This window comes from Vreelandella sp. H-I2, from assembly GCF_052959335.1.
On record NZ_JBRAMC010000002.1, the window covers coordinates 610,914 to 623,275 of the forward strand.

Sequence of the window (12,362 nt, forward strand, 5' to 3'; positions counted from 1 at the left end):
GCTCTTTTATCGAACTCAGATGGTCAGCGCGCGATATCGCGCTGATATTGATGGGGCGTCATGCCGTAAATACGCTTGAAGCGGCGATTGAAATGGCTAAGATCCGCAAATCCATAGCGCAAAGCGACCTCAGTTAACGAGGCGCCACTGTCCAGCGACGAACGGGCCGCGTTGATCCGACAATTGATCACATATTGGTGCGGCGTGATGCCGTAATGCTGACGAAACAAGCGTAAGAAATGGTACTTCGATAAGTGTGCCGCCTCGCTGATATCATCAAGGGAAATATCCCTATCCAAATGGGCGTGGATATACGCTTTCGCCAGTCCCAGCAGGGTATCGGGGCGGGTAGACACTTGGCTGGGCTGAGCAACACCACCGAGTTGCACGGTCCGCTCGATGACCCGATAAAATGCATTCTCCTGATCGATACAGCTACCGACCTGGGAGGTCACCAAGCGCGCCAGTTCCACTATGGCCTGGCGCAGTGGGGCATCCTGAATCAGCGTTTGATGGGAACGGAAATTCGCGCCACGCTCGTGTCCCAGGGCATTAGCAAACAGCGGCTTCACCTGTTCGGGGTGGACGTACACCATCAGGTAATTCAATGCTCGCTCGCCGCCTGATTGCCCGTCATGGACTTCTTCCGGATTAAATAGAATCACGTTACCTGGTGGGCTACGGTGAAACTGCCCGCCGCTGAAGAAATCCTGACGCCCGGCCAGCGTCACGCCGAAGGCATACTCCTCGTGGGCATGGCGGTCGTAGCTGAAGTCCTCCATCGCCGCGTGCAGCACCGTCAGGCTTGGCACATGCTGGCTTTTGATGAATTGAAACCGGCTTTCGTTACCCATGCCGCCCCCTCCTGATTAGTCACAACGCCTAGCTTATGCCAGCTCCGTATGCGGATGCTTGTACATAATTGCTAATCGACGCGATGCCAATAAGGTCTAAGCTTAACGAAAAGTGCAGGTAGTCATACACCATACCCAAGAAGACCTACCATAACGCAAGGAACCTACCATGCCCGCGCATGAAAAACTCAATTACGTCGAGCTTGCTGCCAGAGACTTGAACGCCACCAAAGCCTTCTTCTCAGCGGTGTTTGGCTGGGAGTTCACCGACTACGGCCTCGAATACACTGCGTTTTCCAACCAAGGGCTGGACGGCGGCTTCTACCAAACGGATGCCTGCAGCCGCACCACCAACGGCGCCGCTTTACTGGTGTTCTACAGCGCTCAGTTGGAAGCCACTTACAACAAGGTGGTGGAACATGGCGGCGAAATCGTAAAGCCGGTTTTCGAGTTTCCCGGCGGCTTTCGTTTTCACTTCCTCGAACCCAGTGGCAACGAGTTAGCCGTGTGGTCAGAGACGCGGGCCTAAGGCCAATCAATATCGACGATATTCGCGCCATAAGTTAGGCGGCCAACATTTCACTGCCAATCCTAAACGGCAAGCGCGAATTCTACGCCAAGCAGCACTTGCACGAAGGCGAGGGTGTTTACTGCTTTTTACGCCCAGCGGAGAGAGCAAGCATGACCAGCGTAAGCATGATGCCGCCGTGGCGGGTTGATGCAATACGGAAGTCGCGAGACGTTGATACATAATGGTAATGAGGCAGGGTAGTGGTTGGTGCTGTAATTGTTGCGCCCAATTAAAACATGCGGTGGGGGCATTGTTTTTAGGAGTAGGCTTCAGCTCGCGACAGCATAAGCTCCCACTTTAAGGCCAACGCCAATCGTCGTTTATATTGCTAGGGCGAGATGAAAAGAGGGTCATTAAACGGGGAAACCATGATGGCTACCATCGGGAAGCTCAATGTCCACACGGACGCGGCCGCCCAGCGCCTCAACGTAGCGTTTAAGGGAGCTAAGGCGCATATCCTGGCCAACCTTTTCAAGCCCCGCCACGGTTGGTTGCTTAACGTCCATCGTATCCGCAATTTCGGATTGCGTTTTTTCTGCCAATAGACGAATCTCGATAGCCTGATTTCAAACAGCGTGTTGCTCGTCTTCGCTTCTGCTGCGGCGACGGCCTCTGGCTTCTCTTTTGCCTGTAAGTCTTCCAGTTTGCGTGCCATGATGACCACCTCACTTTAACGTTTCCAGGTGAGCCGCATACTCTCTGTCGGCGACTGGAATCATTTCATCGTAAAAACGCTTTTCATTCCCGACTTTATCACCGGCACAAAAATGATGCCGGTACGCGTCGGGTCAAACGCAAAGAATGCCCGGATAGGGCGTCCAAAGCTCTGTGCGCAGCTCTTTCATATTGGGAAACTGCGAGCCGTTTACCGTATCAGCATGCGGTCGTGAGAGCATCGGGCCCCTTTCTCGTAAAAGAAGTAGAGAAGCCAGGACATTCTCCCGGCCAGCTTCTTCAAGCGAGAAAAACCACATTTCAAAGGTATCTGTCTGCTCTGTTGAGCACATGAGTACCTCATCGTTTTATAGGTTTTTAACTTATTGAAAATATTGAAGTGTCAGGCAGCTGTCGTGTTTATGACGTTACGCTAAGTGCATGTCGGGCTATAGAGTAATTCTCAGAACAGCAGAAAGGGGTCAATGATGATTGTTAGAAAACTTAGGTTGCAGCGAGGTTGGTCTCAAGACCAGTTGTCCCAACTCAGCGGATTAAGTGTAAGAACCATCCAGCGAATTGAGGGAGGACAAAAACCGGGGCTTGAGTCTCTTAAATCGTTGGCTGCTGTATTTGAAATTAAAGTCGCAGACCTTGAACGGGAGCCCGACATGAACAATGAGATACAAGTGACAGAGAATGAAAAAGCCGTTATAGAACAAGTAAGGGCGATTAAGGATTTTTACACGCATCTCACTTCTTATGTGTTGGTTATTACATTGCTATTTATTATTAATTTTGTGACTGGCACGGGCTATATGTGGGCATGGTGGCCAGCCATGGGGTGGGGAATAGGGATTATCAGCCATGGTTTAAGTGCCTTTGAAGTGTTGAATATTTTTGGCCCAGACTGGGAGAAAAAGCAAATTGAAAAAAGGTTAGGAAGAAAGCTGTAATCTACATTCTCCTAGACATTAACAAGGCTGAATAATATGGCCTTTATGATTTAGTTTTGCGGTTGTGGTGAAGGATAAGCAGGAGGTTTTATGCATCAGTTAGCCGCTCAATGGATAGTGGGGTTACTGAGAGATAGACATATCCCCTTTCAAATCTGCGGTGGGCTGGCAGCAAAAGGATATGGAGCAGAGCGTGAATTGAATGACATTGATCTGTTTGTTCCCGGGATGCATTTTGCGGCGGTGGTTCAGGCTGGCAAGGCGTATATTTCCAAGCCCGCCACGCATTACTGCGAGGAGGGCTGGGATTTAACCTACGTACAGTTCAAATATGAAGGCATCAAGGTGGAGGTTGGGAATGCTGATGGCGCGCAGATCTTCGATGCTATCAGTCAGGTTTGGGTACCGCTAACTATTGAGTTTGACCGTTATGAAACGGCCAGTTTATTGGGCCTAACGCTTCCTTTAATGTCGAAAGAAGACTTGATCCGCTATAAGACAATGCTCTTAAGGCCAGTCGATATCGACGATATTCGCGCCATAAATTAGTCGCCTTCTTCTCTACTGCTAGTGTTAAACAACCGGCACAGTACCACCATCAATCACATACTCCGTGCCCGTAATGGTAGCCGCCAGCGGTGATGCCAGAAACCCAATCAGGTTGGCCACTTCTGCAGGCTTTGAAGGGCGGCCAATCGGGATGCCACCTAGCGAATTCATGATGATCTGCTTGCCGCCTGCGTAATCGGTGCCTGCCTGCTGAGCCAGCCGTTCGGCCAGTGCAACAGAGGCTTCTGTTTCAATCCAACCCGGCGACACCCGAACCACGCGCACCCCTTTGGGCGACACCTCTTTGGACAAGCTCTTGCTATAGGTAGATAGCGCCGCCTTGGCCGCTGCGTAAGCGGTGGTTGACTCAGGCAGGGGAAGCTCACGCTGAATAGAGGTGACGTGGATAATGACGCCTTCACCCTGGGCCAGCATGCCGGGCAGCAGGGCGCGATCCAACCGCACGGCAGGAAACAGATTAAGGTCGAGCTCCCGCTGCCACTCCGACTCACCAAGGGCCGCGAAGCCGCCGCCGGGTGCCGATGATCCACCCAGCACATGCACGATAATATCAACACCGCCCAAGCGCTCGTTAACTACATCAGCCAACGTGGCACACTCCTCAGCAATGGTGAGATCGGCAGCAACAAATAGCTCATCCGGCAGGTCGGCGGGGCGGGTACGGGCGGCGGTCAGCACCTGCGCGCCTTCCTCGCGAAAGAGGGCCACCACGGCAGCACCAACCCCTTTGCTGCCACCGGTGATCAATACACGTCGCCCGTTCAAGTTCAGGTTCATTAGTGGATCTCCAGTGACTGGATTTGCGCATCGGCAAGCTGGAACGAGTGGTCAAGTTGCACCGGGCTGCCGGGGAAGTTGCCGGTCACGGTCGCGATAACCACTAGGGTATCGCCTTGCTGGGAAACGCTGACCGGCTCGACGCGATACGCAAACTTGCTGCGGGCAGCGTGCATCCAAGCTTGAATAGCGGGTCGCCCGCGGTGCGTCTCGCCTTCATCAAACACGCAGGCATCGGGGGGAAAGCAGTCGCCAAGGTGGGCATCATCCGCCCCGTTGCTAATGTTGAAGTAAGTGCTGATCGCGTTTGGCAGTGACAAACTCATGATGGTCATCTCTCGCAAGGGTTAATATGCGAGAATCTTCTGCCTAGACTGACGCGTTAACAAGAACGCACAAAAAGGTAAGTGGCTTACCCATGAGAAAGATTTATACGCCCGCTACCGCCGCAAGCGATGTGGAAAATGTATTAAAAATGCTGGAAGGGCGCTGGAAGCTCATTATTCTCTTTCATCTCTTCGATGGAAAAGTGCAGCGCTACTCCGATTTCGAAAAACTCATCCCCGACATCTCCCAGAAAATGCTCGCCCAGCAGCTGCGCCAACTGGAAGCGGATGGCATCGTGGCCCGCAAAGTCTATCCACAGGTGCCGCCGAAAGTGGAGTACCGCCTCACCGAATGGGGGCAAACGCTCTGCCCAGCGCTGGATGCCTTACTGAAATGGGCCGAGCAAAAGGATCACTTCCAACATCCAGCCGAACAGAACGATCAAGACACTGCCGCCACCCAATGAGAGCCGCCTGATGCACTACCGCACCATGACCATCAACGATTACGAAGCCGCCATTGCCTTATGGAGCGAAAGTGAAGGCGTGAGGATACGCGACGCCGATTCACGGCAAGGCATCGAGAAGTACTTGCTGCGCAACCCCGGCCTGAGCTTTGTAGCAGAAGTAGAAGGAGAGCTGGTGGGAACGATCATGGCGGGCCATGATGGCAAGCGCGGCTATGTGCAGCACCTCTCGGTGGCGAATTCTCACCGCCGTTTAGGCATTGCTACACGGCTGGTAAGCCTCTGCCTGGAAGCGCTGGAGAGTGAAGGCATCCTGAAATCACACCTGATGATTCTGCCCGAGAACGAAGCCGCCCAAACGTTTTGGGCCAATCAGGGCTGGGCCTACCGATCTGATATTTTGCTCTATTCGTTTGTTAATGGGGATGATCCGAACGTTTAGCTGAAGCGCTAGTGCAACAGACATAACGACAATCATGCCTTATACACACCTCTCTGATCAGTGCGCTGAGCCTCACCCAGCCCCACCCGCGTTGCGTAAGTATCTGCGAAGCTTGCGAGGGCGGGACTCAATGGCACCTATTCTTAGCTGCCCACACGCCTTCCCTGGCTATGTAAAGATGTCCCTCCCTTTTCACTGACAGATATGGCTAACGAAAGTGGAGACTGGCGGTTGCCGCGCAAGCGTCTCTGGGCAAATGACGCTCAGTTTTTTGGCAAGCCCCGCATCACTGACCGGGATGGCACACAAGCTACCCGCTCGAATCTCCTCTTCGACGCAAGCCGCCAGCACCAGTGAGACGCCAAGGCCCGCTTTGACAGCCTGTTTAACCGCTTCGGTACTGCCCAGTTGCATAGACACACTCGGGTGCGGCCCTGCTTCGCCAAAGAAACTCGCAAGCAACCGGCCAGTACCTGTTCCGGGTTCACCGCCCAGCAGGCTCATTCCGGCTAGGGTTTGACGGTCTATTTCATGCCATCCCGCACAGGGGTGATCGGGCGAAGTAATTAACACCACGGGCTCTTGTCGCCAATCCATTGCCTGGAAGCCAGGTTTCGGGTGCCACCACTCCATTACCGCGATGTCCAACTCACCGCTGGTCAGTTGTCTGGCAATGTTTGGATTGTTATCAATCACCAGATCCAAATCAGGTGCTGCCGGGATGTTTTTGAACGAGCGCACGTAGGGCTGGAGCATGTAAATACCGATGTTGGAGCTTGCCCCCACGCGCAAACGGGTACCGCTGACGACTTCTCGAGCGCGCTCCTCCAATCGCAACACGCTAAGCGCAAGCGGCATCAGCGCCAGGGCTGCTTTGGTGGGCTCGCAACCCGTTTTGCTACGGCGTATCAACAAGGCGCCTAGCTGTTCTTCGAGCTTTTGAATATGCAGGGAAAGCGTGGGTTGGGCGATACCGAGGGCTTGGGCGGCGGCCTGAAAACGTCGGTGCTGAACCAGGGTGGTAAAACTTTTCAGCCAGACCAAGTTCAGCATGGAGTCTCCTCAGCGATAATTGGCGAATTAGCCGCATCCTGAGGGCGTTCTCCTTGTAACGCTTGAAGGATATTGTCGGCAGCTCGCTGTTCAATCATCAACCGCACATCCTGAACGGCAGAACCGATGTGCGAAGTGAATAGCGTGTTCGGATGGGCCCGCAAGGCAGAGCATATCGCCTGCGGACGGTCCTCTCGGGCCCAATCTTCCATTTCAAAAACATCCGCGGCGTAGCCGCCCAACTGACCAGACTCTAGTGCTTCCAAAACGGCAGCTTCCTCTACCACCGAGCCCCGGCACGGATTGATCAGGAAGGCGCCTGTTTTCATCAACCCCAGTCGCGCAGAGTTGATGGTATGCAGGGTTTGTTTTGTGAGCGGCAAGGCCAAAATGACAATATCAGATTGCGCAAGAAGCTCCTCAAGCGTCTTGCGCGCTACGCCTAGCGCGGCCTCTTCAGCAGCGGGCAAGGCGTCTGGCTGAGAATAGAGCAAGCTCGCGCCCCATCCCTGGAGCCGTGTTGCCACTGCCTGGCCGATGGGGCCCATGCCGACGATACCCACGGTTGCGCCGGCAATCCCCAGCCCATAAAACATGGGCTGCCACCCCTTGAACTGGCCGGAACGAACATACTCGTCGGCCGCTCGAACATGGCGGATGAGGCCAATGGTTAGCCCGATGGTGAGTTCAGCCGTTGGCACCGTCAGTAGATCCGGCACGAAGGTCAGCCAAACACCACGACGCGTACACGCCTCCACATCGAAATTATCGTAACCCTTTAGGGCGGCGCCAATGACTTTCAGATGGGGGCAGCCCGCTAGAAACTCCTCGCTCACCTGGTCCGGCATAAACACCATCATGGCGTCTGCGGTTGCCGCGTGGGCTTTTACCTCGGCGGCGGGCAAGGTAGTGGCTGACTGGTTGGTGATCACTTCACAGCGCTGTTCCAGCTTTGCCAACACGCTGTCATGTACCCGGTGGGTAATGAAAACCCTTGGTTTCATGCGAATTCCTTACTTAAATTTCTTACGAAGATAGCCGCTCAGACTATCCACCATCGTCACCATGGCGAGTATGACGATCAGGATGGCGCTGACTTCCTGGTATTGCATGACGCGTAAAGAGCCCATTAGCTCAAAGCCGATCCCACCGGCCCCCACCATGCCCATCACCGTAGAGGCGCGGAAGTTGTATTCCCAGCGGTAGATAGAGACATCGGCAAACTGGGGCAGCACCTGCGGGAGCACCGCGTGCCAGTGAACCTGTAATCGCGTTGCGCCAGCGGCATTGGCGGCTTCCACCGGGGCAGGGTCGACATGCTCGATTGCTTCAGCAAAGAATTTACCCACCATGCCGATGGAATGAAGGCCGAGCGCAAGCACGCCCGGCAAGGCGCCAAACCCCACGGCAGCAACGAAGATAATGCCCATAATCAACTCGGGCACCGATCGCAGAGCGTTTAGCATCGTGCGGGTCACATGGAAAACCATGGGGTGGGGCGAGGTATTGCGAGCGGCCAGGAACGCCAGGGGCACCGAAGCGGTGACCGCTATCGCCGTACCGGCAATGCTCATGGCGAGGGTATCGACCAACGGCGCTATCCAATCCATGGCGTTGGTAAAGTCGGGCGGTAGTGATTCTCCCAGTAGGGTCGCGATGGCAGGCACCCCGTTGGCCAGGGTGCGAAAATCCAGCAGATCCACGTACCAACTCGCCAGGAGTACCACTGCCAACACCGAGCCAGCCTGGAAGAGCTTGCTCCGCCAACCGCGCGCGTGTTCGTCCAATACGGCGTCAGGAGAAAGCGATGAAAGGGCCGGTGGCGCTGTTTTGGATTGATTCATCATGCCCCCTTACATCTTGGCGAAGTCAAGATTGAGCAGACTACCCATTTCCCGGATCACATCGTAGTCGGAATCAGTGATAACGGCGAAACCTTCGGCTTTTAGGTTGTCCAGTATCTCTTCATCATCGATGCTAATAAAGGCATCCTGGATCTGCTGCTTGAGTGTCGGGTCCAGGTTGGAACGCATCGCCCAGGGGTACTGAGGATATTCCCCGCTGTGGCCCAACACCCTAACCTGGTTGCGATCAATTAGGCCGCGATCCATTACGTGTTCAAAGATCACTTCCGATAGTCCACCTGCATCCGCATTACCATTGGCCACGTTCACCGCCACGGCATCATGGGTACCAACGAAATGGGCTTCATAGTCTTCGCCTGCTTCCAGTCCTGCCGATTCAAGCAGCACGGTTTTGGGAATCAAGTGGCTTGATGTGGAGGCACGGTCCCCATAGGCCATTTTCATACCTTCGATATCGGCATAGGACTCAATGCCGGAGTCGACATTGGCAATGATGATGGAGCGGTAGGTGGGCTTGCCATCTACAATCATGGCGGCAAAGGGTTCGATCTCGCTTTTGCTTCTTGCCATGACATAGGAGAGCGGGCCGAAGTAGGCGAGGTCGATGCGACCAAAGCGCATGGCTTCGATCATGGAGGAGTAATCCGTGGTGACGATTAACTCAATTTCTTTGCCAAGGGTACTTTCAAGATACTCTTTCAAGGGCTCGTTGCGTTTGATCAGTTCAGAAGCATTTTCATCAGGGAGTAGCGCGACTTTTAACAGATCCGGATTTGGATCAGCGTCCGCCGCCAAGGCCGGCATGACGATTCCAACTATAAGACAGAGGGCGAAGAAAAAGCTGAATAGCGGTTTCATTGGGCAATCTCCAGTTTTATCGGGGAAGGATGTGTGGATGGAAGGTTGGGTTCGGTGTTCTCAGCGGTGTCGGTTACAGCCCCGGCCGCGCCGTGGTAGATCTCGTTCAGGTGGCGTTGCTGTAACTGTGAGGGGGCTGCATCGAAAACGATCTGGGCATTCGCTAACCCGATAATGCGGTCAGCAAACCGCTGGGCATACTCCAACTGGTGCAGTGAAATAATGGCGGTAATACCATCCTCACGGCATATATCTCGCAGTAACGTAAGCACTCGTTCAGAGGTTGCCGGGTCAAGGCTGGCCACTGGTTCGTCCGCCAGGATCATCGCAGGCTGCTGCGCCAAGGCACGGGCAATGCCTACCCGTTGCTGCTGGCCGCCGGAGAGTTGATCGACCCGGGTAAGCGCTTTCTCGGCCATGCCAACCCGCTCCAGGCAGTGCAGGGCAAGCGCCTGTTCCTGCCGGGGGAGCGGAAACAAACTGCGCCAGGTGCTGTGGTAAGCAAGCCGACCGGTCAGCACATTCTGGAGCGCCGTATGGCGTTCAATGAGCTGATGGTGCTGGAAAACCATGGCCGTTTTGCACCGATGGCGGCGTACCGTAGAACGGGTTTCGAGCGCACCTAGCTCAGCCGAGATCACTTTGCCGGCGCTGGGCAGCACTAAGTGGTTGAGGGAACGCAGTAATGTCGATTTACCCGCACCGGAAAGGCCGAGTAGTACCGTAAACTCCCCTTTGTGGAAATCGACGGTGGTAGGGCGGAGTGCGAGGACATTCCCAGGATATGTCACCCCCATTTTCTCGATGCGGAGCATTAAGTCAGAGGATTGAGCAGGCTCCATTGGATCACCTTCTGCAATGTATAAGCTCACTTGATTGTGACTTACAATGCAACGGTAGCCCGCCTAAGTGACAAAGCTGTGTCGTTCAGGTGATAAGTTAATGACTGTCCTGGGAGCGCAGGTAGTCAGTCCAATAGGTCAGATAACGCTTCTATAGACCAACATTGTCAAAAACTAGGCCCAACGGGGCTGGGCCTATTGATCCGACAACCTGCTCTATTCGTACGTGAAGGGAGATAACCAGAACATCTAGCCAAGCTGAGCCTCAATCGCGGTTTTATCAATCACCGACCAGACCTCTCTAACCTTGTCATCGCTAAACAGGTAGAATGCGTTTTCGCAAAACGACACTTTTTTACCATCCACCGCAAGGCCAAGGAAGCTACCTTTGGGAGTTACATCGAATCGCAGCCTGCACGCGATATGCGGTGGATCAACAGCCAACAGCTCAATGTTGAAATGAAGATCCGGTATCTGCTCGTAGTCGGCTTCCAGCATGGCGCGATAGCCATTAACGCCTAGGTACCTGCCGTTGTGGTGGGCATCGTTATGCACGAACTGGCCAAGGTTCATCCAGTCCTGATTATTGAGGCAGGTGATGTAATCACGGTAGGTCGCTTCCAGGTCACGTTTGTTCATCCTGGCTCTCCTTTGTTGGGCTAGGGTGAAGTCATTCGCCACGGCGTCAATGGCTCAGTATCATTATCAGCCTAAACCAAACCACAGAAGTCATCATTCATGCCGTGCCCACCTTGCCCAAACTGCCAATCTGAATTCGTCTATCAGGATCAAAGCCTATTCATCTGCCCCGAGTGCGCCCACGAATGGAACCCTTCTGAGACTGAGGCGGAAGATACCGTAACGGTAAAAGATGCCCACGGCACACCGTTAGCGGAAGGCGATAAGGTAACGATGATCAAAGACCTCAAAGTCAAAGGCAGCTCACTGGTACTCAAGGTAGGCACCAAAGCCGTGATCAAGCGGCTTATGGACAGCAAGGACCATCAACTGGACTGCAAAATCGACGGCGTCGGCGACATGATGGTGACCGCCCATTTTGTGAAGAAGGCCTGACTAAAATCCGAACTGCTTTGATCCACCTTACGACGCAGTCAACTGAGGCTCATCTACCACCACCGCATCACGCAACGTTTCAGCGAAGCTTGCCAGGGCGGGTGTCCAGGTTTCCGGTTCGGGGGCGACAAAATAGGTATCGATATTGGCGATGGACGCGGGCAGTGCCAGCGTGTGAATCCCGAACCGGTGTTGGTGGGCCTCAACGGTTCCACGGGGCAGCACCGTGTAACCCATCCCGGCAGCAACGCAGCCAAGCATCGCGTCCAGCGAGCCGAACTCAAAAATCCGGCCCGCATTAACACCTTGGGACGCCAGCAACAGCTCGATACGCTGGCGGTAGCTGCACCCCTGGCGAAACGCCAAGAAAGCAGACGTCAGCAGCGCTTGTGAAGAGGGCATCTTCGTCATAGGCGTGGAGCCTACTAAGACAAGCTGCTCGCTAAACGCTTTGAGCAAGTGGTAACGGCCATGCTCGAGCCGCCCGGCCACGAAAACACAATCCACCTGCCCGTTTAGCAACAACTCCACTAACTCAGCCGTGGGGCCGGTCTTGATCTGGATATCAACGTCAGGTTGCGCTGCGTGGTACGCCGCCAGTATCGGCGGCAGGCGCAACGCCGTCGTGGTCTCCATGGCGCCGATGCGCAGCCGCCCACACGCCTTCTCCTGGCCTTTGAACAGCGACACCGCTTCATCGTGGGCCGTCAGCATGCGCTCGGCATACTCCACCAGCGCCAACCCGGCACTCGTAGGGCGAGCGCGCCCCGCACGGTGAATCAGCTGTATGCCTAACTCCTCCTCAAGCTTTTTAATGTGGGTGGTCACATTGGATTGCACCGTGTGTAGCCGTTTGGCCGCCGCCCCAAAGCTACCGGTGTCGGCCACGGCCACGAGCAGTCGCAGCGATTTAAGTTGCATGCGCCGTCTCCTTGTCAGGTTATCTATAAACAAGATAGTAGCGATCAAAGCTAATCGTTTCTAGAAATAATTCCTCACGCGTAGTCTGGCGGTGTACCAGCGTGCTGCCGACCCCACCAAGGGGTGGCACAA

At 54.5% G+C, this 12,362-nt stretch carries 18 protein-coding genes; 6 read left to right on the forward strand and 12 right to left on the reverse strand.

The window, feature by feature from the left end; genetic code table 11:
* Positions 1-23: 23 nt before the first annotated feature.
* Positions 24-854, reverse strand: coding sequence for an AraC family transcriptional regulator (locus tag ACUVOF_RS07415; protein WP_447043712.1), 831 nt, complete (start codon positions 852-854; stop codon positions 24-26).
* A gap of 169 nt (positions 855-1,023) precedes the next feature.
* Here ACUVOF_RS07415 and ACUVOF_RS07420 point away from each other — a divergent pair, with 169 nt between their 5' ends.
* Complete coding sequence (locus ACUVOF_RS07420) at positions 1,024-1,383, forward strand: VOC family protein (protein WP_447043713.1); 360 nt, start codon at positions 1,024-1,026, stop codon at positions 1,381-1,383.
* 395 nt (positions 1,384-1,778) lie between these two features.
* On the opposite strand, the gene ACUVOF_RS07425 is transcribed toward ACUVOF_RS07420, so the two are convergent.
* Positions 1,779-1,967, reverse strand: a complete 189-nt coding sequence (locus tag ACUVOF_RS07425; protein ID WP_447043714.1) for a hypothetical protein — start codon at positions 1,965-1,967, stop codon at positions 1,779-1,781.
* 246 nt (positions 1,968-2,213) lie between these two features.
* The gene (locus ACUVOF_RS07430) at positions 2,214-2,432 is read right to left on the reverse strand and encodes a type II toxin-antitoxin system RelE/ParE family toxin (protein ID WP_447043715.1); all 219 of its coding nucleotides are present in this window, start codon (positions 2,430-2,432) and stop codon (positions 2,214-2,216) included.
* A gap of 135 nt (positions 2,433-2,567) precedes the next feature.
* Here ACUVOF_RS07430 and ACUVOF_RS07435 point away from each other — a divergent pair, with 135 nt between their 5' ends.
* Both ACUVOF_RS07435 and ACUVOF_RS07440 read left to right on the forward strand, forming a co-directional pair.
* A complete protein-coding gene (locus ACUVOF_RS07435; RefSeq protein ID WP_447043716.1) occupies positions 2,568-3,035 on the forward strand; it encodes a 2TM domain-containing protein in 468 nt (155 codons plus the stop codon).
* Between the two features lie 90 nt (positions 3,036-3,125).
* The gene (locus tag ACUVOF_RS07440) at positions 3,126-3,584 is read left to right on the forward strand and encodes a nucleotidyltransferase (protein ID WP_447043717.1); all 459 of its coding nucleotides are present in this window, start codon (positions 3,126-3,128) and stop codon (positions 3,582-3,584) included.
* Positions 3,585-3,608: 24 nt separating this feature from the next.
* Here ACUVOF_RS07440 and ACUVOF_RS07445 read toward each other — a convergent pair whose 3' ends face one another.
* Both ACUVOF_RS07445 and ACUVOF_RS07450 read right to left on the reverse strand, forming a co-directional pair.
* A complete protein-coding gene (locus tag ACUVOF_RS07445; protein ID WP_447043718.1) occupies positions 3,609-4,382 on the reverse strand; it encodes an SDR family oxidoreductase in 774 nt (257 codons plus the stop codon).
* Positions 4,382-4,708, reverse strand: a complete 327-nt coding sequence (locus ACUVOF_RS07450; protein ID WP_447043719.1) for a nuclear transport factor 2 family protein — start codon at positions 4,706-4,708, stop codon at positions 4,382-4,384. Before ACUVOF_RS07450 ends, ACUVOF_RS07445 begins: the two co-directional genes overlap by 1 nt.
* A gap of 92 nt (positions 4,709-4,800) precedes the next feature.
* Here ACUVOF_RS07450 and ACUVOF_RS07455 point away from each other — a divergent pair, with 92 nt between their 5' ends.
* Together ACUVOF_RS07455 and ACUVOF_RS07460 are read left to right on the forward strand one after the other, a co-directional pair.
* Positions 4,801-5,175 carry a winged helix-turn-helix transcriptional regulator gene (locus ACUVOF_RS07455; RefSeq protein WP_113269991.1) on the forward strand — a complete coding sequence of 125 codons (375 nt, stop codon included), beginning with the start codon at positions 4,801-4,803 and terminating at the stop codon, positions 5,173-5,175.
* A gap of 10 nt (positions 5,176-5,185) precedes the next feature.
* Positions 5,186-5,617, forward strand: a complete 432-nt coding sequence (locus ACUVOF_RS07460; protein WP_447043720.1) for a GNAT family N-acetyltransferase — start codon at positions 5,186-5,188, stop codon at positions 5,615-5,617.
* Between the two features lie 192 nt (positions 5,618-5,809).
* Here the strand turns inward: ACUVOF_RS07460 and ACUVOF_RS07465 are convergent, their stop codons facing one another.
* The 6 genes from ACUVOF_RS07465 to ACUVOF_RS07490 all read right to left on the reverse strand — a co-directional run bounded on the left by ACUVOF_RS07465 (position 5,810) and on the right by ACUVOF_RS07490 (position 10,874).
* On the reverse strand, positions 5,810-6,670 hold the full coding sequence (locus ACUVOF_RS07465; protein ID WP_447043721.1) for a LysR family transcriptional regulator: 861 nt from the start codon (positions 6,668-6,670) through the stop codon (positions 5,810-5,812).
* Positions 6,664-7,674 carry a phosphonate dehydrogenase gene (locus tag ACUVOF_RS07470; protein WP_447043722.1) on the reverse strand — a complete coding sequence of 337 codons (1,011 nt, stop codon included), beginning with the start codon at positions 7,672-7,674 and terminating at the stop codon, positions 6,664-6,666. Before ACUVOF_RS07470 ends, ACUVOF_RS07465 begins: the two co-directional genes overlap by 7 nt.
* Positions 7,675-7,683: 9 nt before the next feature.
* On the reverse strand, positions 7,684-8,514 hold the full coding sequence (phnE, locus tag ACUVOF_RS07475) for a phosphonate ABC transporter, permease protein PhnE (RefSeq protein WP_447043723.1): 831 nt from the start codon (positions 8,512-8,514) through the stop codon (positions 7,684-7,686).
* A gap of 9 nt (positions 8,515-8,523) precedes the next feature.
* Positions 8,524-9,393: a phosphate/phosphite/phosphonate ABC transporter substrate-binding protein gene (phnD, locus tag ACUVOF_RS07480; RefSeq protein WP_447043724.1), complete on the reverse strand. Its 870-nt coding sequence runs from the start codon at positions 9,391-9,393 to the stop codon at positions 8,524-8,526.
* Complete coding sequence (gene phnC, locus ACUVOF_RS07485) at positions 9,390-10,235, reverse strand: phosphonate ABC transporter ATP-binding protein (RefSeq protein WP_447043725.1); 846 nt, start codon at positions 10,233-10,235, stop codon at positions 9,390-9,392. Before phnC ends, phnD begins: the two co-directional genes overlap by 4 nt.
* Positions 10,236-10,484: 249 nt before the next feature.
* The gene (locus ACUVOF_RS07490; protein ID WP_447043726.1) at positions 10,485-10,874 is read right to left on the reverse strand and encodes an ester cyclase; all 390 of its coding nucleotides are present in this window, start codon (positions 10,872-10,874) and stop codon (positions 10,485-10,487) included.
* A gap of 99 nt (positions 10,875-10,973) precedes the next feature.
* Here ACUVOF_RS07490 and ACUVOF_RS07495 point away from each other — a divergent pair, with 99 nt between their 5' ends.
* Positions 10,974-11,309: a zinc ribbon domain-containing protein YjdM gene (locus ACUVOF_RS07495; protein WP_447043727.1), complete on the forward strand. Its 336-nt coding sequence runs from the start codon at positions 10,974-10,976 to the stop codon at positions 11,307-11,309.
* Between the two features lie 27 nt (positions 11,310-11,336).
* Here ACUVOF_RS07495 and ACUVOF_RS07500 read toward each other — a convergent pair whose 3' ends face one another.
* Positions 11,337-12,230: a LysR family transcriptional regulator gene (locus tag ACUVOF_RS07500; protein ID WP_447043728.1), complete on the reverse strand. Its 894-nt coding sequence runs from the start codon at positions 12,228-12,230 to the stop codon at positions 11,337-11,339.
* Positions 12,231-12,362 lie beyond the last annotated feature (132 nt).